The organism is Clostridium saccharobutylicum DSM 13864, assembly GCF_000473995.1.
In the GTDB taxonomy this organism is placed as follows: Bacteria; Bacillota; Clostridia; order Clostridiales; family Clostridiaceae; genus Clostridium; species Clostridium saccharobutylicum.
Map to the genome: position 1 here is coordinate 2,963,854 of NC_022571.1, position 21,787 is coordinate 2,985,640.

The following is a 21,787-nucleotide window of genomic DNA, read 5'->3' on the forward strand; positions in this document are numbered from 1 at the left end:
ATCATTTTTTAAACCTAGTTTAGTGATTTTTTAGGTTTATTTTTTTTATAAATAGTAAATACTTATGTAGTATACAAATTTTGGAGGGATTTTATGAAATTATTTCTCATTATCTTTATAATTTTCCTAATATTTTTTATGCCTATTCCATTAAAAATTACTGCTTATTATACTACAAACAACTATTATATTAAATTATACAACTTTACTATTTTCTCTAACAAAAATAAAAAAGAAATTGTAAAAGAAAAAACGCCTTATGATAAAAAAGCAAAAACAATATTTTCTAAATATAATTTTAAAAATATAAATTATAAATCTTTGATAAAAAAACTATATAACTCGAAGTTTAAACCTTTTTTAAGAATAAGTTTTAAATTAGATTATTCTCTTAGCGATGCTGCTAAAACAGGATTTTTTTATGGTATATTATATCAATTAATACCTTTAATTTACATTATCATTAATATTCCATTTAAAAGCACTAAATTCAAATATGATATAAATCCTATATTTGAAGATAATCCTTTACTAAAATTTGAAACTTCAAGTATATTTTTCTTTTCAATTGCAAATATTATATATGTATTATTCATTTTGTTTAAATTTATAATAAAAACAAGGGAGGTGCCCCCTTTAAAATAGGGGATAATTATGGCAAATGAACAACCAGTTGAAAATTTAATGAAAAACACCATAGAGAATCTTAGAAACATGATTGATGTAAATACAGTAATTGGAGATGCTGTTGAAACAAAAGATGGAACTTACATAATACCAGTTTCAAGATTATCATTTGGTTTTGCATCTGGCGGTAGTGAATATTCAAAGCCAAATGCTGATAATTCAATCTTTCCATTTGGCGGTGGCTCCGGCGCTGGTGCATCTGTAAGACCAGTTGCATTTTTAGTAGTTAAAGAAGATAGCGTTAGAATGTTACCTGTTGATGCCGATACTACTTATGATAGAATTGTTGATACTGTTCCTCAAATTTTAGATATGATAAAAAGTCTAGTTAAAGATTTAAGCTGTAAGAATAAAAATAGCAGCAAAGATAATAAAAATTGTGATGATAAGAATAAAAATTCTGATAATGGAAATAATACTAATGTTGACAGTTATGCTCAAAATAATAACTGTTGTGATAATCATAATATTTAAATAGCTCCTAATTTTTTAATTTTGTAAATGAAATAGGTGTACTGAAAATTCAGTACACCTATTTCTATTTTTTCAATCTACCTTACTCTAATTGACTCGAATTATTTTCATTTATATCTATTTCTTCTTGAATATCCTCGTGCCCAAATAAGTCCAATGAAGGAAGTTCTTCTAAATCTCTTAATTCAAATTGTCTTAAAAATTCCTCCGTAGTCCCATATAAAATTGGTCTTCCTGGAACTTCTAATCTACCAACTTCTTTTATCAATTCTTTTTCTACTAACCTTTGAATAGCACTCTCAGATTTTACACCTCTTATTTCGTCTATATCAATTCTAGTTATTGGTTGTTTGTATGCTATTATAGCCAAACTTTCTATTGATGCTTGAGATAAAGATTGTCTTTTATTTTTCTTCAAAAGTTTTTGAATATAATCTGCATTTTCTGATTTAGTAACTAGTTGATAGCCTCCTTTTATGCATATTATCTTTATTCCCCTAATTGGTTTATCATATTCCTCCATCATCTCTTGAATAAGAATTTCGATAAGTTTAGATTTTTCTTCAAGATGATTTGCTAAATCATTTAAACTTAAAGGTTCACCACTGGCAAATAATAAAGATTCTATAGCTGATTTTAAAGAATTTTTTCTCATATCATCTATAAAAGGAATTTGAATTGCTTTACTATTAGACATCTTCTTCTCTCCTCTCAATTATTATCTTCATAAAACTATCGCTTTGATAAACCTTAACCATCCTTTGTTTAATCATTTCAAGTAATGCTAAAAAGGTTACAATTCGCTCTAATTTGCATTCGCAATCTCTTGCAAGATCTTCAAAATCATTAACATCTCCTTTTTTTAATCTCTCTAGGATTATCTGCTGCTTGTCTTCTATTTTATATTTATCAACATAAATTTTCTTTTGTATAACATTATTTCTATTCTGTTTATTATTATAAATCTCTAGCAGATTGTTATATATATTATATAATTCTAAAAGACTTGTATTTTTGAATAAATCCTCTTTGGCATTACTTTGTTTCCTTTCTTCTATTATTTCTGGTTTTTTTCCATATACTTCTCCTGCACTAATATATCTATCCTTAAAAAATTGTGATACACCTTTTATTTTCTTATAAACTATAAGCTTTTCAAGAAGGTTCTTTTCTTCATCCTCTTCGTTTTCCTCTTCTTTTTTTGGCTTAGGTAATAGATACTTAGATTTTATTTCTATTAATGTAGCTGCAACTACAATAAATTCAGATGTAATTTCTAAATCCATCTCTTTCATAGTATTAAGATAATTTAGATATTGATTAGTTATCTCATATATTTTTACATTATATATACTCATTTGATTTTTCTTTATTAAATGTAATAATAAATCAAAAGGACCTTCAAAGTCATTAATTTTAATTTTCGGAAGTTCCATATAATACCTCCTCCATCATAGGTTTCCAAAGCTAAGGCACATGAAAATAAATAACAATTCCAAAGTACCATTGATATTTTTCATTAGGCAAGGATGGAAATTCTCCCCACAGCGGACTATTAGGTCAATTTGCCGATGCAGGACGATGAAAAATAGGCTGGCAAATGAACTTGCTATTTTTTGAATGTGTCTAAAGTTTAGTCATAATTACTTCACAATATATAATAACAATTTATATTGTTCAAAACAAGAAAAATAACCTTATATAGTATAACTAAACATTCTACTATAAAGGTTATTCATTCTTTTATAATCTAAATTAAATTTATAACATTATACACCCTTTTTAAATAAATTTTTAATGTTATATTTTATGTTATCTAAGAAGTTACCCTTCTTTATATTTCTATCAGAATATACTTCTACTTCTCCTACTTTTTCATCATTTAAATAAACTTCACATTTACCAATAACTTCTCCAGCTTTGTATTCTTTCTTAGTTTCATCTAGAATTATTTTCTTTACTAAATTATTACTTGCTCCTTTTGGTACTACTACAGTCAAATCATCCTTTGCCATAGCTATAAAGAATTTATCTGTTTGTTCATCCATACATACTTTTTGCAATTCTTCATCTTTAGCCACAATCTTTTTACCCTCATATTTTGAAAAACCATAATTGAGCAATACTCCTGCATCACGATTTCTTATTTTATAGGTTGGTGCTCCCATAATTACAGATAACATTCTTACACCATTTCTTGTTGCTGTTGCACTTATACAATATTTAGCCTCATTTGTAAATCCTGTTTTTAGTCCATCGCAACCATCAAAAAACCTAACTAATTTATTATGATTTACTAGTTCTATTGGTGATTTTCTTCCCTCTGATATAGAATCCATGTATGTTCCTGTATATTTTAATACTTTAGGATGTTTTAATAATTCCATAGACATTTTTGCTATATCATTTGCAGTTGATAAGTGACCATCTGCTGGTAACCCATTACAATTTTTAAATGTTGTATTCTTCATACCAATCTCTTGTGCTCTTTTGTTCATCATAGCAACAAAGTCTGGTTCTGTTCCTCCGAGATATTCTGCAAGTGCAACAGCCGCATCATTTCCTGACGCTATTGCAACACCTTTTAGAAGTTCCTCTACGGTTCTTATTTCACCAGTTTCTAAAAGCATTGTGCTTCCACCCATCTTTTTAGCATTTTCACTGCATGTTACTTTATCATCTAAGCTAATTTTCCCATTATCTACAGCTTCCATAGTAAGCAACATAGTCATTATTTTTGTTACAGATGCTGGAGCAAATTTTTCATCTGCATTTTTTTCATAAAGTATCTTTCCAGTTGTAGGTTCCATTAATAAAGCCGATTTAGCTTCTATTTGAGTTCCATCAGATTTTTCTTCATCTTTTAAAGTTGCAGCATTTACTAAATTACTAATTGGTAAAAGCAATATTGTAAAAATAAATATCAAAGTAAAAGATATGATTCTTTTAATGTTATTTTTCATTTTTACTTCCTCCCTTCAAAATTAGTGTTACCATGTGAAGAAAATAATATCACAAGTAACTCTAATTTCTTCTAAAAATTCTACAGGAAATTTTTATTATTTTTTGATTTATGAACCATATAATAATTTCTTTTACACAATATAAATACACTCTTAATAAATGCAAAAAAGATGTAGCAAATTATCTACATCTTTATATATTAAAAACATTATATTAATTTTGTATATTGAAACATAATTTATGTTTTCGCAAGTATTTTACCAATATCTTTTAAATCATATCCTCCTAAACTTTCGACTTCCTTTTTAAATTCCTCACTTCGAACTGTGCTTAGTATCAATTTATATATTGGATATTTTAAATCAGATTCTCTAATTACTAAATCGTATCTTTCTTCTTGAAGTGGAATAAAATCAATTCCATCAACTGTATTTGCTATATTTTCATTTCCAATTCCAACATTTCCTTCGCCTCTAGCTATACTTCTAGCCACTGCAAAATGAGATTGTTTTTCTATATCATATCCATTAACTTGTTCCTTACTTATATTGTTTAATCTCAACTTTTCATCTAACAAAATTCTAATTCCAGAACCTTTTTCTCTATTAATCATAGAGATATTTGATTTAGTTAGGTCCTTCCATTTATTGATCTTATAAGGATTTCCTTTTGTTACATAAAACCCAACATTCCTATATGCTAAATTTATAATAAAACAAGATACTCCAGGAAGCATTTTTCTGACAAAAGCAGTATTGTATTCATCAGTATCACCATCCCATAAATGTACCGATGAAACAGAAATTTTATCGTTATACAAATCATAAAGGCTTGCATAACTTCCTGTATTTGATCTAAGCACTCTCATATCATTAACTTTTTCTCTAATATGTTCTGCCAAAACATCTAATATTACATCTTGCCCAGATATTATAATATCATTTGGATTTTCTAAATTTAAAACATTATTAGTATATGTTTGCTTAGTTAATTCACTATTTAAAATAATGTTTTTATTTCTATTGCTTTTAGAAATCTTTTGATTATTTATATAATTTTCAACATCATCTCTATCTATTCTTAATTTTTTTCCTACTTTATAGCCAGGCAACTCCCCACGCTTAACTAATTCGTACACAGTATTTTTAGTTATTTTAAGTAATTCAGCAACATCCACTGCTGTTAGGGATTTCTCTGAATCCATAGAATTCCCTCCTTCTTCAATAATATATAATTCTAACATTTAAAAGATAAAATTTCTAGCAATAATATCAAACTAATAACAAAATAAGTTAATATATTGAATTTTATTATAATTAATGCTAGTATTATAAAAGCAAACCAAACATGATAAAACATAACAAAACAGAACTATATTAATTTTAAATAATGAATGCGAGGTTTTACTTATGAAAAAGAAAATAGGTGCTATTACCATATTAACTTTAATGATAACATCATTACTTATAGGTTGTGGTGCCCCAAATACTTCATCAACCAAATCTAACGATACTACTACTGAAAATTCTATACAATTAAATATTTCTGCTGCTGCCAGTTTAAAAGAAGCAATGACAGATATACAAGCTGAATTCAAAAAGACTAAACCTAATGTTACTTTAACTGTTAATTATGGAGCTTCTGGATCTCTTCAACAACAAATAGAACAAGGTGCTCCTTGTGATGTATTTATTTCTGCTGGTCAAAGTCAAATGGAAGCATTAGATAAAAAATCATTAATCCTTGAAAATACTAAAAAAGATTTAGTTAAAAATGATTTAGTCTTAGTTGGTCCAAAAGATACAACTTTAACAAATCTTTCTGACTTAACAAGTGACAAAGTTAAAAAGATTGCAGTTGGAGAACCTAAAAGTGTACCGGCTGGACAATATGCGGATGAAGTTTTTACTAAACTTGGTATTAAAGATTCTGTATCGTCAAAACTTGTTTTTGCTAAGGATGTAAAAGAGGTTCTTGCTTGGTCAACATCTGGAAATACTGAAGTAGGATTTGTTTATAAAAGTGATGCTTTAAGTAGTAATTCTTGTAAAATAATCGAAACAGTTCCTGAAGACAAGCATTCTCCTATAACTTATCCAATTGGGGTAATAAAGTCTAGCAAAAATTCTGAAGATGCAAAAGCCTTTGAAGATTTCTTATTTACTGATACATGTAAGAAAATCTTTGAAAAATATGGTTATGGATTAGCATAACAAAAAATCTTAAACTTATGTGGTAACTTACCGAAAGTAAGTGGATTCTTTTGCTCGATTGCTATAGAATATTGCTATGGATTTCTAACAGTAATAGTTGTTCCATTCCAGCATGCTCCCGAGACAAGCTTGTGACAAGCAAGAATGGAACAACTATTACTGAACAAATACCTATAACAATATTCTAAACGCAATTCTACGCAAAAGAATCCACTTACTTTCTAGTATATAATATATTTCAAAGCATAAATCTAGTTAATAAATTATTTATCTCTCTAGATATCCAATTTATGAATCACACTTATGGTTTGAATATATATCCAAAACTAGAAATAGAGGTCATGCTTTTGTGTAGTGTTACCTCAGAAAATTTTGATAACTATGCTTCTTAGATTGCAAGTTGTACCCACATATGCTTGCTCACAGCGTATCTGGGAAGCAAGCATTGTGGGTACAACTTGCAATCTTAGAAGCATCTATCAAAATTTTCAGTAACCGAAACAAATGCATGACCTCTATTTCGGTTAGCTATAACATAAGTCTAATTTAAAAGGAGGATTATATATGGATTTTACGCCTTTATGGATTTCTATAAAAACAGCTGTATTAGCAACAATAATAACATTTTTTTTAGGCATTGCAATTTCTTATTGGATGGCAAATTACAAAGGAAAATGTAAAGGAATAATAGATGGTCTATTTACTTTACCTCTAATTCTTCCTCCAACTGTTGTAGGATTCTTTTTATTGCTTATCTGTGGTAAAAATGGCCCAGTTGGAAGGATATTAGAACTTTTTAATACATCATTAATCTTCACTTGGACTGCTACAGTAATAGCAGCCATAGTAGTTTCATTTCCTATGATGTATAGAACTACTCGTTCTGCTTTTGAACAAATAGATACTAATATTTTATTTGCTGCTAGAACACTTGGTTTAAGCGAATTTAAAGTTTTTTATAAAATTGCTATTCCTTTAGCTATGCCTGGAATTATAGGCGGATTAGTATTATCTTTTGCAAGAGCTATGGGAGAATTTGGTGCAACACTTATGTTAGCTGGAAATATTCCAGGAAAAACTCAAACTATGCCTCTTGCAATATTCTTTGCTGCTGAAGGTGGAGATATGCAAAAAGCTATACTTTGGGTTATTATAATTGTTACTTTATCATTATTTTTAATTTTAATAATGAACTATTTTTCTGAATCCCACTTAAAACTGCTTGGAAGGAGAGCTAAATAATGTCGCTGTATGTAAACATAGAAAAGCATCTTCCCTCATTTGATTTAAAGATCAATTTTGAACATAAAAAAGGTGTATTAGGTTTTTTAGGTGCATCTGGTTCTGGAAAAAGTATAAGTCTTAAATGCATATCAGGATTAGTTTCGCCATCTAAAGGAGAAATAATTGTTAATGATAAAGTTTTTTATGATTCTGAAAATAAGATTAACTTAAACTGTCAAAATAGAAAAGTTGGTTATCTTTTTCAAAATTATGCTCTTTTCCCTAATATGAATATAATTGATAATATTGAAGCCGGGGTTTCTAATATTAGCAGCAAAAAACGTAAATCTCTAACTAAAGAATACATTGAGAGATTTCACTTAGAAGGACTTGAAAAACATTATCCTTGGCAATTATCAGGTGGCCAGCAGCAAAGGGTTGCTTTAGCTAGAGCACTTATAACCTCTCCTGATATTTTACTTTTAGATGAGCCATTTTCTGCTTTAGATCAGCATTTAAGAAATAATCTAGAAAAAGAGCTAATGGATATAGTAAAAAATTATAGTGGTAATGTAATCTTTGTTACCCATGATATAAATGAAGCCTATAGAGTTTGTGATGATATAATTGTTTATGAAAATGGAGTATCTCTAGAAAAAAGAGATAAAAAAGATTTATTTAACTACCCTAAGACACTTTCTGAAGCAACTTTAACTGGCTGCAAGAACATCTCAAAAGCTAGAAAAACTAGTAATAATACCATTTATGCTGAAAATTGGGGACATGAATACACTATAAATAACGAAGTCCCTGAAAACATTGAATACATTTGTATAAGAGCTCACAATATAGAGGTATGTACATATAACAATGCGATTAACACATTTCCTTACATAGTTGATAATATTGTAGAAAATCCATTTGAGTTTACTATTTATTTAAAAAATAGTATTAACCCTAATTCTAACTTAGTCGAGTTTAAAACAGAGAAAAAGAATATGAGCTTTTCGCTAAATGATACAGTATATCTAAAATTTTCATCAGATCATTTATTTTATTTTTAGATTATACATAGATATCCAAATCAAGATTTAGATTTATGTAGTAACTTATCGAAAATAATGGTACTGTTTCACACAGCATTGAATTTAGAATATTGTTATAGCTATTTCTTCAGTAAAAGTTGTTTCATTCTTACTTGTCACAAGCTTGCATTTAGGAGCATGATGGAATGGTTTGACCACATTCTCCTATATGATTTTAATACAATTCTCTCTAATTCAAATTTAATATTAAGATAGCCATTTACTAAATGATGCCATAAATTTATGTATGATAACTAAATTGACCACCATAATTATAAAACCTAAAATAGAATATAAAATAACTGTATTTATGGTAAATAATTTCATCATGTAGTTGATAATATAAATGCAAATAGGCAAACAAATAATGCTTGTAACAATGGCAGGAATATATTTTTTTACTATTAATGTTTGAACGCAATGTATTATTAAGTGTAAAGTAAATGCAATAAGCAATCCCATCCATAAACTATACATATTCATTACATAAGAGAAAATTGTAATTATACTAATCAAAATAAACTCTTCCGCTACTCCAAAAGCAAAAGATGATGTTGTAATATTATCAAAATGAGGCAATAACCTTTTCGATAACATTGGAAATCTTTCATATAAATAATGCCTATTTTTACTTATCCAATATTCTATAAAAATTATTTCTTCAAAATCATGAAAAATGAAAATGATAGGAAAAAGCCATAGAATTACCTGGATGTTATTCATTTATAATCACCTCTTAATCTACTATTATACAAAAATAATTATGGTATTATATACATATAACACCATAATTATATTGCGTTACAAATAATTAAACTAAAACTAAAAAATTAATTATTTCCTTGCACAGTTAGTGGCTTGTCCTGTCAATATTTCTAAACCATGTTTAAGTTCAGTTATAATATATTCTAGACATTCTGTCACTGCCTTTGGACTTCCAGGTAAATTAATTATTAATGTGTTTTTACGTATTGTTGCTACAGCACGGCTTAGCATAGCTCTTTTAGTAAATTGCAAACTATATGCTCTCATAGCTTCTGGTATACCTGGAACACTTCTTTCTCCTATTTCCATAGTTGCTTCTGGCATACAATCTCTTGGTGAAAAACCTGTACCTCCTGTTGTTAAAATAAGGTCTGCAATATGATTATCACAAACTCGTTTCATTTCAGCACTAAGCATATTTTGCTCATCTGGCAATAATATTGTATGTACAACTTCAAATTCATTTTCTTCAACTATTTTTTTTATAACCGGACCACTTTTATCTTCTCTAATACCTGCATATCCACTGTCACTTGAAGTGATTATAGCTACTTTGAACATACTAGATCATCTCCTACTTTAATTTTTCCACCATGTATTACTCTTGCAAAGACTCCTTCTCTAGGCATAATACAATCTCCAACTCTCTTATATATTTCACAATGCGCATGACACTCTTTACCAACTTGAGTGAGCTCTAAAACAACATCATTACATTTAAATATTGTTCCTATAGGTAAAGTTTTAAAATCAATTCCTTCAACTAAGATATTTTCTCCAAAAGCTCCATCTTCCACATCTCCGCCTTTAGCATTAAAATCAAGTACTCTATTATAAGATAGTAGACTTACTTGTCTATGCCAATTTCCGCCATGAGCATCATTTTCTAATCCAAATCCCTCAATAATATTACACTCACCTATATTTTTCTTTGCTGTTCCTCTCTTTTCACTTATACAAATAGCAATAATTTTACCCATTATACATTCTCCTAACTTTATGTAAATTACATCTTTAAAATTCAAATAGACATAGTCAAAAATATTATTAACCGTATTAAAATTTATCAGCCACCTATTTCTGACATTATATGTTTTTCAAAATCTTCATGAGAATTGATTTCTAAAAATCTATTCTTTCGTGGTTTATTATAAATTGTGGTTTTAATAGCATCTATTAATTCCTCTTGATTTTCTCCGTCACTTATCATTTTTTTCAAATTTATACCTTTATCATATTGTAAGCAAGTTTTTAAAAATCCTCTTGAAGTGAGACGAACTCTATTGCATTTATCACAAAACTTATGGCTAACCGCACTAATAAATCCTATTTTTCCTTCAAAATCTTCTAAACTATAATAATGGCTTGGACCATTGCCTAATGATTTATTAAATGGAGTAAGCTCTCCAAATTCTTCTTCAATAATTTCTTTTATTTCATCTTCACCTAAGCCATTCATTTTTTTTCCAAGTCCAATAGGCATAAGCTCAATAAATCTAACATTTAATTTTTTATTTTTTGCCATCTTCGTTATATCTAATATTTGCTTACCATTTGTCCCGTCTATAGGTACACAATTTATTTTTACAGTGAGATTCTTGTATTCTAAAGCTTTATTTATTCCTCTTATTACACTACTTACATTTCCAATACGAGTAATATATTTATATGTACTTTCATCTAATGCATCAATGCTCACATTAACTGCATCTAATCCTGCTTTAACTAAAGAATCAATTTGTTCTTCTAACAATATTCCATTTGTAGTTAAAGTAACATTATTAATTCCATTTATATTTTTTATTTTCTCAATAAGATATGCTAAATCGCTTCTTACTAACGGTTCTCCCCCTGTTATTTTTATTTTACTAATTCCAATCTTTGCAAAAGCTTCACATAAATGAATAATTTCTTCATATGATAATATTTCACTGTGGTTTACGCTCTTTATTCCATCTTCTGGCATACAATAAATACATCTTAAATTACATCTATCAGTAACTGAAATTCTTATGTAATCAATCTTCCTATTATAAATGTCAATCATCATTGCACCTCCTTACACTCATTAAGTAATACTTCTATAATTTCCCCAATATTATTTATATTAATAGTTTTTATACCCTCAAACTTACATTCTAAATCAGTAACTATTGCAATCAAACTTTCCTTTTTACCGATATAATCTTTTGATATCCCTTTTCTTACAACTTCTATTTTAGGATAATCAGAATATTTAAACCCCTCCAGTAAAATAATATCTGCCTCTGGAAAATAATTAAATAATTCATTTTCAGAAATTTGATTTTGTTCCTTTACTATCATAAATTTAGTTTTTGAAAAAATAGCACTTCCATATGCTCCTGCTTCTTTGTGTTTATATGAATCCGTTCCCTCTATATCACTTTGAAAATCATGTCCATCATGTTTAATCGTAGCAACTTTATAGCCTAAATCTATCAATCTTGGTATTAATTTTGTTATAAGAGTTGTCTTTCCTGAATTTTTAATACCGCTTACTGCAATTAACATAGGCTTTTTATTATTTTTCATTTATGAATTCTCCACTTTTTCCACCTGTTTTCCTTGTCAAATGAACTTCAGAAATCTCCATAGTTTTATCTATTGCCTTACACATATCATAAATCGTTAGAAGTGTTACATTAACTCCTGTTAAAGCTTCCATTTCCACACCTGTCTTACCTTCTACTTTAACAGTACAAATAGCCTCTATATAATTTTCTTCTTCATTTATTTTAAAGTCTACGCTGCATTTACTAATCATTAATGGATGACACATTGGAATTAACTCTGAGGTTCTTTTTACTCCCATTATTCCAGCAACTCTAGCTACTCCAAGTACATCTCCTTTTTTAACAGTTTGATTTAAAATTGCTTCCATGACATTTTCATTCACAAAAATTTTTCCACTTGCAATCGCTGTTCTTGATGTTATGTTTTTTTCCGAAACATCAACCATAACGGCATTTCCATTGCAATCAAAATGATTAAACTTATTTTCCATATATTACACATCCTTAAAATTCACTTTTTCATTTTAAAATATACTTTTATGTTTTAAATAAACACCTAAATAAGACATATAAAAATAAATAACAAGGCCTAATTTGCCATAGATATTTTTCATTGGACAAAAAGATAAATAGAATTGCTATTTTTGAACATATCTAATATGTACAGTTTCTTTACAATAAAATAACTTCTACTTTATCACCTTTATTTAATTTTAGTGTTCCCTCACTCACATCTATTAAACAATTACATCCAACCATAGATGCAAGCATTCCTGAAGAATGTTTATTTTCAACAAATCTAACTTTTCCATCATTAAAATAAGCTCTTATAAATCTTCTTCTAACACTTGGTTTATTAAATTCATCTTCCATAATTCCTATGACTTTTTTAGTATACAAATTTTTATTTTGTGTTATTTTACCCAATATAGGTCTTGCTAGAAGTTCAAATGTTGTTAGTGCTGCAAAAGGATTACCCGATAAAGATAATATTGGCTTATTCTTATATAACGAATACATTGCTGGAGTTCCAGGCTTTAAATTAACTTTCCAAAACAATCTTTTAGCTCCTATTAAAGGCAATGCATCATGCAAAATGTCTTTTTGTCCCACCGATACTCCGCCTGTGGTAATTATAAGATCTACGTTGTCAACAATTTCACAAATCCTTTTACTAACCTTTTCACCAGAATCTCCAATTATTTCATAAATAATTGGCTTTAATCCAAACTCATTTAATCTAGAATATAACAAGTGTAAATTGCTATCATATATTTTACCTTCTTTTAATGATTCTCCTGGAATTCCAACCTCATCTCCAGTAACAAGTAAAGCAATTCTAGGTTTAGATTTTACTTTAATCTTTGTAATTCCCATACTTGAAAGGATACCAATATGAACATAAGTAATTAGTTCACCTTTTTTTATTAATAAATCTTCCTCTTTTATATCTTCACCCGCGAAACAATAATTATCATACTCAGAAAGTTCTTTATAAATCTCAACTTTATCTTCTCCATAATTGGTTTGTTCCTGCCTTATTACACAATTAGCACCTTTAGGCATTTTAGCACCTGTCATAATCCTTATTGCTTCACCTTTTTTAATAGTTCTTTTACTATCTCCACCTGCATATATAACATCTACAACAGTTAATGTTTTAATGTTTTCTTTGCTTGCTCCCTTCGTATCATCTGCTATAAGTGCATATCCATCAAGAGGTGAACGATCAAATGGAGGATTATTCATAGGCGCATAAATATCTTCTCCACTTATTCTTCCACAAGCATCTATTAACTCAATTTCATCAAAATCTGTAGTTTCTTCTATACTTTGAGTCATTAGCTCAATAGCTTCTTCTAATTCTACATTAAGCACAATCTATACCCCTTTTCCAAATCCACAGTTTGGATATTTACAAGGGGTGCAACCTAAGCATAACCCTCCATGACCCATCTTTGAAATATCCTTCTTTGTAATCTTAACTCCAGCTGCTACTCTTGGTAATACTAAATCAAATATAGTTGCTTTTGCATACATAACACAACCTGGTAATCCCATAATAGGTGTTTCATCTTCAAAATATCCTAATAAGAACATAGCTCCTGGTAAAACTGGTGCACCATATGATATAATTTTCGCCCCACTCTTTCTAATTGAACTAGGAGTCAAATCATCTGGATCAACACTCATTCCTCCTGTGCAAATAATAAGATCTGCACCATCATTCTTTAATTCAGTGATAGCATTTACAATCATGTCACTCTCATCATTTACTATTTTATGGCCACAAACACTAATGTTATATTCATTAAGTTTGTTTATAACAACTGGTGTAAATGTATCTTTAATTATTCCTTTATAAACTTCACTTCCTGTAGTAACTATTCCAGCTTTCATATTCTTATATGGTAATAATTCCATAAGCGGATTATTGCCTGCAATTTCTTGCGCTTTCTTTAATTTTTCTTCTTCAACAACAAGTGGTATAACTCTTGTTCCTGCAAGTTTATCACCTTTTTTAACTGGATAATTAGTGTGCCTTGTAGCTATCATAATTTCTTCCATTTCATTAATCTTATCTAATCTATCAACATCAACTCTAAATAAACCATCTATATCTGCAATTACTTCAACTTTACCTTCTTTAACTTCTGAGGGCTTAAGATTTTCATTTTTACAGATATCATATAAAATCTCTGCCGCCTCATTTTCATGGAGCATTCCTTCTTCTTTCTCCCAAACATAAAGGTGCTCTTTTCCAATTGATAATAATACAGGAATATCTTCTTCTCTAACTATATGTCCCTTTTTAAAAGCTCTATCTTTTACTACATCTTTTACAATTCTAGTAATATCATGACATATTACATGTCCTACTGCATCAACTGTAGCTATTTTTTTCATAATTATGCTCCTATCTTTAAAATAAAATTTTTTCAAACAAAAATAGTTATTGTTATTTTTCAATCACTTAAAAATTTTGATTTATCATTAATTCTAATCTATAAAAAAACTGTATTATTCCACCATATAAAAAGGCGCGAACAATACAGCTATATACTCAAAAGTAATATGCTCTAAATTCACTCATTATTTACTGAAGGATAAAGTAATCCTTTAAAGACACATAAAAAAATAACAAATCCAATCTGTCATAAATATTTTTTCTTAAATAATTAGGTAGATTGGCTTTTTGATTGTGCCTAAGTAAATAACTCTCCTTTTCAAATACGGAAGGTCAAATGGTTTCCCAAGTAACCCTGAAAGTGATTAATCATATAATTTTTCACTTTGGCGCAATATCATAGATTTAAGCATATGCCTTATTCCTTAGATATTTTTGCACGGAGATTATTTAATTTATTTTTTTATTTCTAGCTTGTTATATTCTTCTAAATTATTTATATTATCTAAAATGTCCTTATTAAACTTAGTATCAGACAAACAAATAATTTTAGATTTAGCTCTCTTTATTAAGTTTAAAAGCTTGTAGTCTTTTTGCTTTATCATATCTTCGATTATATAAATTATATCTTTAGAATAGATTCCTCCCAATGGATAAATTCTTCCGTCTTCATCTTGGGTTACTACACATTGAGCATCTTCTATAATAGAATTACACATAAATTGTACAAATTCTTTTGTAATCTTAGGCATATCACACGCAGTTACAAAAATATATTTTTCATCAATTGCTTTTAATGCTGAATATATTCCACCGATTGGACCAATATCCTTACATATATCTTTTAATAAAATAAAGTTTAAATTTTTATATTTCTCTTTATCATCTACCGATATATAAATATTATGAAATTCTGTTAATTGATCAGTTATCTTTTCAATAAAGCTCTTATTCTCAAATTTAAGAAAAGCTTTATTATTTCCATTCATTCTTCTGCTTTTCCCACCAACTAGGACTAATGCACTAATTTCCATAAAATCATCCTTTTATTTTTTACAACTGCAATTACCAAATAACATCTTTAAGAAATTATAAAGTATAAATCCAAAAATAGCTGTAGTTATATAAATTTGTATACCGCATATTTCCTTTACTATACCTCCAACAACTGGATAGCCTTCTGTAGTTAAGAATGCTGACATTTTAGTTGATGCAACTATTCCTATAGCCATTGGGAATGTAAGTCCTGCAAATGCTGGTGTAAATGAGTAAGAAAAAAACTTTGGTATCTTATAAAGTACAAATATCACTGCTAATATTACAGCTGTATATAATCCATATAATAAAATTAAATTTGGTTCCTTAATGTAGTTTAAATAACCAACTACACATAAGCTTGATGGTGCAATTAAAATTGCTTTAGTATGATACATTCCATCCTTAACTGGTGTGGTTATTAATCTGTATATCATAAATGGAATTATAAATACAAATATACAAATACCATAGTATACAATTATCTTTCCAATTATTGGTTCATTCATAACTCCACCAATAGCTGTTGACACCATTATACCATTATAAGTTACAAACCAGCTAGGAACAAAAGTATCTTTATTTACACCTTTAATTACATTTCTATATGTGAAAACCAAAATGTGTATTGCATGTATGCAAATCCCTATAAACCACATGCCTTTTCCAAGCAAAGGATTAAAGTCAAAATAATAACTTCCTAAAATCATTGTAAGCATTGTAAATCCTGAATAAATACTAGCATATATAGTATTAGAATATTCTTTCTTAAATGTATCAAAATAAAAAATAATTTTTACTATGTAAGTTATTAAAATAATAGTTACCATCCACATAGTAATATGTCTTATGAAAGTATATCCTAAAGTTAAATATATGTTAGAAAGTGTTGCAAGACCTACCATGGTTTGAAGAATTGGAACTGGTAAATTCTCTAATCGTTGAAAAAGCGATTTTTTCTTCATATGTAAGTGCCTCTTCTTCTAATACGTAAATTCAAAATTTTCTTGAATATTAAAAAAGTCTGAGTAATCAATTTTAAATATTGATTTCTTAACCTTTGATATATCTATTTGTGCTCTAATAAGTTGAGTTAAAACTCCAGCATAAGATAAATCTCCTTGAAGAATAGCTCCGTAAATCTTACCATCCTTATGTATTATCTTTTTATAATTTCCATTATCATCACTTTCTATTTCAACCATATAAGTTTCATCTAAAGGTTCATTAATTCCAAGAGACATTGTAGGAATTTCTAAAAAGTTCATTGTTGATTTACTTGCAAAAAAGTCTGTCATTTCACTTTTTACTCCACACATATTATTTGCAGCAATAATTCCTTCTTTAACAGCTGTTGGCCAAATAGGATTTCTTCCTGTAACATCACCAGCACCATAGATATAATCACAATTTGTTTGTCCACCTTCATCAATAATAAGTCCAAACTTATCCGTTTCAATTCCTGAACCTTCTAAAAAACTTACATTAGCACGAACACCAGCTGCAACTATTAATAAATCACAAGGAATTTTTTCTCCACTGCTTAATAATATTTCTGTTATTTTACCAGTTTCATCAACAATCAGTTCTTTAATTCCCTTTTCATAATATTGCTTAACACCTTTGCTTTCAAAACCTTTCTCATAAGCTGAAGCTGCTTTTTTATCAAGCTGAATTGAAAGCATATGGTCCTTCATCTCAACAAGAGCTACACTTTTACCTGTATGAGTTAATCCTGAAATAACATCTATCCCTACAAGTCCTGCTCCCATAACTACAATATTATCACAAGTTTTTGACATTTCCATTATTTTTTCACAATCATCAAAATTACGGAAACCAATAGCATTTGGTGCTTCTTTTAAATTTGGTATAGGTGGAAAGAATGTATTAGATCCTGTTGCTATAAGCAGCTTATCAAACTCAATTTCTTCTCCATTAGAAACTATAACTTTCTTTGTTCTCACATCAACTTTAGTAGCTTCAACGCCTTTAAGCCACTTTATATTATTTTTATTTATAAAATCATCCTCAACAAATTTAAGTTTTTTTATGTCGCGAATTCCTTCCATGTAGTGATGAAGTATACATCTAGAATAAATTTTATCATCTTTTGATATTAATGTAATTTCAGCATCTTTATCTAAGCTTCTAAGCTGCCTTACTCCATTAATTCCTGATGCCGAAGCACCTAATACAACATATTTCATAAGATTATCCCCCTGTATTCCTTGTTAGTACGTAAAGATTATTAATCTTTATGCCTCCTCTAAAGTTATTGCACCCATTGGACACTTTTCTACACACATAGGATTTGGTTCATTATTTTCGCTGCGATGAGTGCACATATTACATTTCATGATTTCTTTATGCTCAATTCTATCACTTTTTAGCACTCCGTATGGACATGCCATTATACACATGTAACAGCTTGCACAACGTTCTTTATTATATTCAACATAACCAGTTTCTTTATTTTCAGACATAGCTCCTGTCATGCATGTATATACACATTCTGGTTTATCGCAATGACGACAAAAAATTGGTGCTGCCTTTGTTTTACTATCGATTGTTACACGATTTCTCGAATCACAGCTTTCATGACTAACAATACAAGCTGTAACACAAGTTAAACATCCAATACATTTATTTCTATCAATTTTTATTCTTTTCATAATTATTTGCCTCCTACTTCAATTTTACTAATATTAATTGGAGTAGTCTTATATGAAGGCTCCTTAGAATACGGATCATATAAAGATGGTGTTAAATTGTTGCATTCTAAATAATGCATTGGTACGTAAAGTTCATCATATCTAATGTTATCTGTAAGCTTAGCTATAAAGTCTGAAGAATTACCATTTATAGAAGAAACCTTAATATTTTCATTCTCCTGAACACCTATTTCCTCTGCAAGCTTAGTATTAATGTAGATATATGCATCTTTAATGCTAACATCTTCAACAAATGCTACTTCCCTTGTACGAGTTTGTGTATGCCATTGCCCAACGCTTCCTCTTCCTGTATTTAATGTATAAGGAAATTCCTTTGTATTTGGTAATGGATTTTCACGTACCTCTTCAAATATAAACTTAGCTTTTTTTGAAGGAGTATAGTATTTATTATCTTCAAATAAACGTCTTTGATCATCCTCAAGAACTTCCCCTTCTCTAAATGGCCATTGTATTCCCTTAGAATTTACTAATCCATCATAAGTAACTCCAGTCATATCACAAGGCATATTTCTAGAGCATTCCTTCATCAAGTTAAATGCATCTCTTGGTGTTTTCCACTTATCAAGAAGATTTCCCATTCCTAGTGCTTTTCCAATACCATAAATAACTTCATAATCACTTCGTTCATCTTCAGACTTTTCAAGTGCTGGACGCATAGCTGAAATACGTCTTTCTGTATTAATATAAGTACCTTCTTTCTTAATACCCGAAACAACTGGAAGATACATATCACAATCTTCTGAACTATCAGTATCACCATAAATATCTTGAACTACAAAAAACTCTAATTTTTTCATGGCTTCTTTGAACGTTTTATTATTTGTCCATGAATGACGTGGATTTGTACATATAACCCATAATCCTTTTATTTCTCCAGAGATTATTTTTTCAATAATTCCGTTATAAGTTAAAGTTGGCTTAGTTGCAAGTACAGATTCATCTACTCCAAGAACTTCTGATACTCTTTCACGTCTAGCTGCATTATCAAAATCTCCACCACCATAAAGTACAGACGTATTACTATATGCACGAGATCCCATCGCATTACATTGCCCAGTTAGAGAATTAGCCCCTGTACCTGGTTTACCAATGTTACCAGTCATTAATGCTAAATTAATAATAGCTTGCGCAGTTCTAACAGCTTCATATCCTTGATTAACTCCCATTGTCCACCAGAAAGAAACTCTTTTACCACTGTGAATTAATTCTACAAGTTCTAAAATTGAAACTTCACTAAGACCTGTTGCTTTTGCTGCTTTTCCTACAGTGTATTGTTTAACAAATTCCTTAAAGTCTTCAAATCCTTCTGTATAATTATTTATGTATTCATTATCTAAATATCCATTTTCTATAATCTTATTAGCTATAGCATAAAGTAATATTAAATCTGTTTTTCCTTTAAGGTCATACCAATAATCAGCATTTTGAGCTGTTTCTGATTTTCTTGGATCTATAACTATTAATTTTTTATTTTTATTACTTCTGATTCTATCCCATAATATAGGATGTGCCAGAACTGGATTAGCACCAATTAATATAATTGTATCAGAAAGTTCTATGTCCTTTAGCGTGTAAGGTGGCGCATCAAATCCAAAGCTCTGCTTATGTGCAACTACTGCTGTTGCCATGCACAGTCTAGTATTACCATCAACATTAGTCTTTAAATGATTTCTCATCACATGCCCAAATATAGAAAACTCTTCCATTGTTAACTGTCCAGTGCTTAAACCTGCAATACTTTCAGTTCCATACTTTTGTTGAAGTTCTATAAATTTGTCTGCAACAATTTTGTATGCATCATCCCATGGAATTCTTTTAACTGAACCATCTTCTTGTTTAAATCTAGGCAATGTTGACTCTCTTACTATTGTCTGCTGTTTATCTAACGAGAGTCCTTTAATGCATGAAAATCCATTATTAACCGGATAACCCTTTGTTGGTACAACTTTAATTATTTTATTGCCTTCAACATAAAAGTCTAAATTACAATCTAAAGCACAATAATTGCAAGTGGATTGAACTTTCTTCATAAATTATTCCTCTTTTCACAAATTAGTTTTTAAGTATTTCAAAGAAATAAGGAATTAATTTTAACTTATTCCTTATTTCCTAATAACTTATAGTTTATTTCATCACTTTTTATGAACATTATGATGTTTTTATTATTTAATAATTATATATTGTCGTTTGAATTAAAGTGTATTCCACTCCAATATACACAATCTTTCTTTATTACCTTTGGTCCTAACTCAACACCATCTAATGCCCATTTCTTATATTCTTCAAAACCAACTCTGTCAATTATATATCCTATATGTTCTTTTCTAGCTGGAGCATCTGGTGATATATATTTATCAGCAAATTTATATGTGTTTAAAATTATTTTTGTAATGCTTTCTTCATCCGCCCAAATTAAGAAATCTTGTGCAAGTCTTGGATTTTTCTTTCCTGTTCTCCCCATTATAGCTAGCTTATAATATTTCTCTTTGCTTCTAGTCCAAGCTCTTGTTGGACATTTAGTAACACAAACTCCACAACCTATACATTTTTCTGTATTTCTTACAACTTTGTAGTTATCAAATGATAAGGCTCCTACAGATAATTTTTTACAAGCTTTAACGCAGGCTCCACAACTTATACAACGATCTGCTTCATATTGTGGTTCTGTCATACCTATTATTCCAAAATCCTGCATTCTTGCTTTTGCACAATCATTAGAACATCCAGTAAGAGCAACTTTAACATGTAAATCATTAGGAAAAATGGCTTTATCTATTCTCTTTGCAAATTCTGCAGTATTGTAATTTGCAAAAGGACAAACATTGTTACCAATACATGCTGAAACATTTCTAGTACCAGAGGCTTGGTATCCATTTTCACTATCTACTTGGTTTATTTCTAATCCTTCAATAATAGGTTTAAGCATAACATTTACTGCTTCCATGTCTTCATATTTTATGCCTTCAATTTCAAATCCTTGTCTTGAAGTTAAATGAACAATCCCATTACCATACTTTTCTGCTATTTCCTGCACCATTCCTAAAATTTCAGACTTCAAGTATCCACCTGGTACTCTAATTCTTGAAGCACCAATACCTCTAACCTTAGAAACTCTAAAGGCATTTTTTTTAAGTTTCTTTGTATTTATATCCATTACTATACC

The 21,787-nt window shown here is 29.1% G+C and carries 23 protein-coding genes and 1 riboswitch; of the genes, 5 read left to right on the forward strand and 18 right to left on the reverse strand.

The genetic code is table 11. The features are described 5' to 3' along the window. Positions 1-138: 138 nt before the first annotated feature. Together CLSA_RS12690 and ytfJ are read left to right on the forward strand one after the other, a co-directional pair. Complete coding sequence (locus CLSA_RS12690) at positions 139-645, forward strand: DUF2953 domain-containing protein (protein ID WP_236903382.1); 507 nt, start codon at positions 139-141, stop codon at positions 643-645. Positions 646-654: 9 nt separating this feature from the next. Beyond that, positions 655-1,161: a GerW family sporulation protein gene (gene ytfJ / locus CLSA_RS12695; RefSeq protein ID WP_022746752.1), complete on the forward strand. Its 507-nt coding sequence runs from the start codon at positions 655-657 to the stop codon at positions 1,159-1,161. Positions 1,162-1,243: 82 nt separating this feature from the next. Here the strand turns inward: ytfJ and scpB are convergent, their stop codons facing one another. The 4 genes from scpB to CLSA_RS12715 form a co-directional block, all read right to left on the reverse strand. Further along, positions 1,244-1,858, reverse strand: coding sequence for an SMC-Scp complex subunit ScpB (scpB, locus tag CLSA_RS12700; RefSeq protein ID WP_022746753.1), 615 nt, complete (start codon positions 1,856-1,858; stop codon positions 1,244-1,246). Next, entirely contained in the window at positions 1,851-2,597 is a 747-nt protein-coding gene (locus CLSA_RS12705; protein WP_022746754.1) for a segregation/condensation protein A, read from the reverse strand. The genes scpB and CLSA_RS12705 overlap by 8 nt, the downstream gene beginning before the upstream one ends. Positions 2,598-2,930: 333 nt before the next feature. Further along, positions 2,931-4,124, reverse strand: a complete 1,194-nt coding sequence (locus CLSA_RS12710; protein ID WP_022746755.1) for a D-alanyl-D-alanine carboxypeptidase family protein — start codon at positions 4,122-4,124, stop codon at positions 2,931-2,933. Positions 4,125-4,363: 239 nt separating this feature from the next. After that, positions 4,364-5,329: a substrate-binding domain-containing protein gene (locus tag CLSA_RS12715; protein WP_041716267.1), complete on the reverse strand. Its 966-nt coding sequence runs from the start codon at positions 5,327-5,329 to the stop codon at positions 4,364-4,366. A 205-nt stretch (positions 5,330-5,534) separates the two neighbouring features. Here CLSA_RS12715 and modA point away from each other — a divergent pair, with 205 nt between their 5' ends. From modA to CLSA_RS12730, 3 genes are all read left to right on the forward strand, one after another. Then, positions 5,535-6,338 carry a molybdate ABC transporter substrate-binding protein gene (modA, locus tag CLSA_RS12720; protein WP_022746757.1) on the forward strand — a complete coding sequence of 268 codons (804 nt, stop codon included), beginning with the start codon at positions 5,535-5,537 and terminating at the stop codon, positions 6,336-6,338. A 564-nt stretch (positions 6,339-6,902) separates the two neighbouring features. After that, entirely contained in the window at positions 6,903-7,580 is a 678-nt protein-coding gene (gene modB, locus CLSA_RS12725; protein ID WP_022746758.1) for a molybdate ABC transporter permease subunit, read from the forward strand. Further along, the gene (locus CLSA_RS12730; protein ID WP_022746759.1) at positions 7,580-8,626 is read left to right on the forward strand and encodes a sulfate/molybdate ABC transporter ATP-binding protein; all 1,047 of its coding nucleotides are present in this window, start codon (positions 7,580-7,582) and stop codon (positions 8,624-8,626) included. The genes modB and CLSA_RS12730 overlap by 1 nt, the downstream gene beginning before the upstream one ends. A 228-nt stretch (positions 8,627-8,854) precedes the next feature. Here CLSA_RS12730 and CLSA_RS12735 read toward each other — a convergent pair whose 3' ends face one another. The 14 genes from CLSA_RS12735 to asrC all read right to left on the reverse strand — a co-directional run bounded on the left by CLSA_RS12735 (position 8,855) and on the right by asrC (position 21,778). After that, positions 8,855-9,370 (reverse strand): HXXEE domain-containing protein, encoded by a 516-nt coding sequence (locus tag CLSA_RS12735; RefSeq protein WP_022746760.1) that lies wholly within the window; start codon positions 9,368-9,370, stop codon positions 8,855-8,857. Positions 9,371-9,481: 111 nt separating this feature from the next. Beyond that, positions 9,482-9,973, reverse strand: a complete 492-nt coding sequence (locus tag CLSA_RS12740; protein ID WP_022746761.1) for a MogA/MoaB family molybdenum cofactor biosynthesis protein — start codon at positions 9,971-9,973, stop codon at positions 9,482-9,484. Further along, a complete protein-coding gene (locus CLSA_RS12745) occupies positions 9,961-10,392 on the reverse strand; it encodes an MOSC domain-containing protein (protein ID WP_022746762.1) in 432 nt (143 codons plus the stop codon). Before CLSA_RS12745 ends, CLSA_RS12740 begins: the two co-directional genes overlap by 13 nt. Before the next feature lie 86 nt (positions 10,393-10,478). Then, positions 10,479-11,462 carry a GTP 3',8-cyclase MoaA gene (gene moaA, locus CLSA_RS12750; RefSeq protein ID WP_335618156.1) on the reverse strand — a complete coding sequence of 328 codons (984 nt, stop codon included), beginning with the start codon at positions 11,460-11,462 and terminating at the stop codon, positions 10,479-10,481. Then, the gene (gene mobB / locus CLSA_RS12755; RefSeq protein ID WP_022746764.1) at positions 11,459-11,965 is read right to left on the reverse strand and encodes a molybdopterin-guanine dinucleotide biosynthesis protein B; all 507 of its coding nucleotides are present in this window, start codon (positions 11,963-11,965) and stop codon (positions 11,459-11,461) included. Before mobB ends, moaA begins: the two co-directional genes overlap by 4 nt. Beyond that, positions 11,955-12,437: a cyclic pyranopterin monophosphate synthase MoaC gene (moaC, locus tag CLSA_RS12760; protein ID WP_022746765.1), complete on the reverse strand. Its 483-nt coding sequence runs from the start codon at positions 12,435-12,437 to the stop codon at positions 11,955-11,957. Before moaC ends, mobB begins: the two co-directional genes overlap by 11 nt. A 181-nt stretch (positions 12,438-12,618) precedes the next feature. Beyond that, positions 12,619-13,824 (reverse strand): molybdopterin molybdotransferase MoeA, encoded by a 1,206-nt coding sequence (locus CLSA_RS12765; RefSeq protein WP_022746766.1) that lies wholly within the window; start codon positions 13,822-13,824, stop codon positions 12,619-12,621. A gap of 3 nt (positions 13,825-13,827) precedes the next feature. Continuing rightward, a complete protein-coding gene (locus CLSA_RS12770; RefSeq protein WP_022746767.1) occupies positions 13,828-14,853 on the reverse strand; it encodes a molybdopterin-binding protein in 1,026 nt (341 codons plus the stop codon). A gap of 297 nt (positions 14,854-15,150) precedes the next feature. Further along, positions 15,151-15,311: riboswitch (molybdenum cofactor riboswitch) on the reverse strand. Next, the gene (gene mobA / locus CLSA_RS12775; protein WP_022746768.1) at positions 15,310-15,888 is read right to left on the reverse strand and encodes a molybdenum cofactor guanylyltransferase; all 579 of its coding nucleotides are present in this window, start codon (positions 15,886-15,888) and stop codon (positions 15,310-15,312) included. (Overlaps the previous riboswitch by 2 nt.) Before the next feature lie 12 nt (positions 15,889-15,900). Further along, positions 15,901-16,854: a TDT family transporter gene (locus CLSA_RS12780; protein WP_022746769.1), complete on the reverse strand. Its 954-nt coding sequence runs from the start codon at positions 16,852-16,854 to the stop codon at positions 15,901-15,903. Positions 16,855-16,872: 18 nt separating this feature from the next. Beyond that, complete coding sequence (locus tag CLSA_RS12785; RefSeq protein WP_022746770.1) at positions 16,873-18,099, reverse strand: NAD(P)/FAD-dependent oxidoreductase; 1,227 nt, start codon at positions 18,097-18,099, stop codon at positions 16,873-16,875. 48 nt (positions 18,100-18,147) lie between these two features. Then, the gene (locus CLSA_RS12790) at positions 18,148-18,564 is read right to left on the reverse strand and encodes a 4Fe-4S dicluster domain-containing protein (RefSeq protein WP_022746771.1); all 417 of its coding nucleotides are present in this window, start codon (positions 18,562-18,564) and stop codon (positions 18,148-18,150) included. Positions 18,565-18,566: 2 nt separating this feature from the next. Next, positions 18,567-20,654 carry a molybdopterin oxidoreductase family protein gene (locus CLSA_RS12795; protein ID WP_022746772.1) on the reverse strand — a complete coding sequence of 696 codons (2,088 nt, stop codon included), beginning with the start codon at positions 20,652-20,654 and terminating at the stop codon, positions 18,567-18,569. 143 nt (positions 20,655-20,797) lie between these two features. Next, positions 20,798-21,778, reverse strand: a complete 981-nt coding sequence (gene asrC / locus CLSA_RS12800) for a sulfite reductase subunit C (RefSeq protein WP_022746773.1) — start codon at positions 21,776-21,778, stop codon at positions 20,798-20,800. Positions 21,779-21,787: the final 9 nt, after the last annotated feature.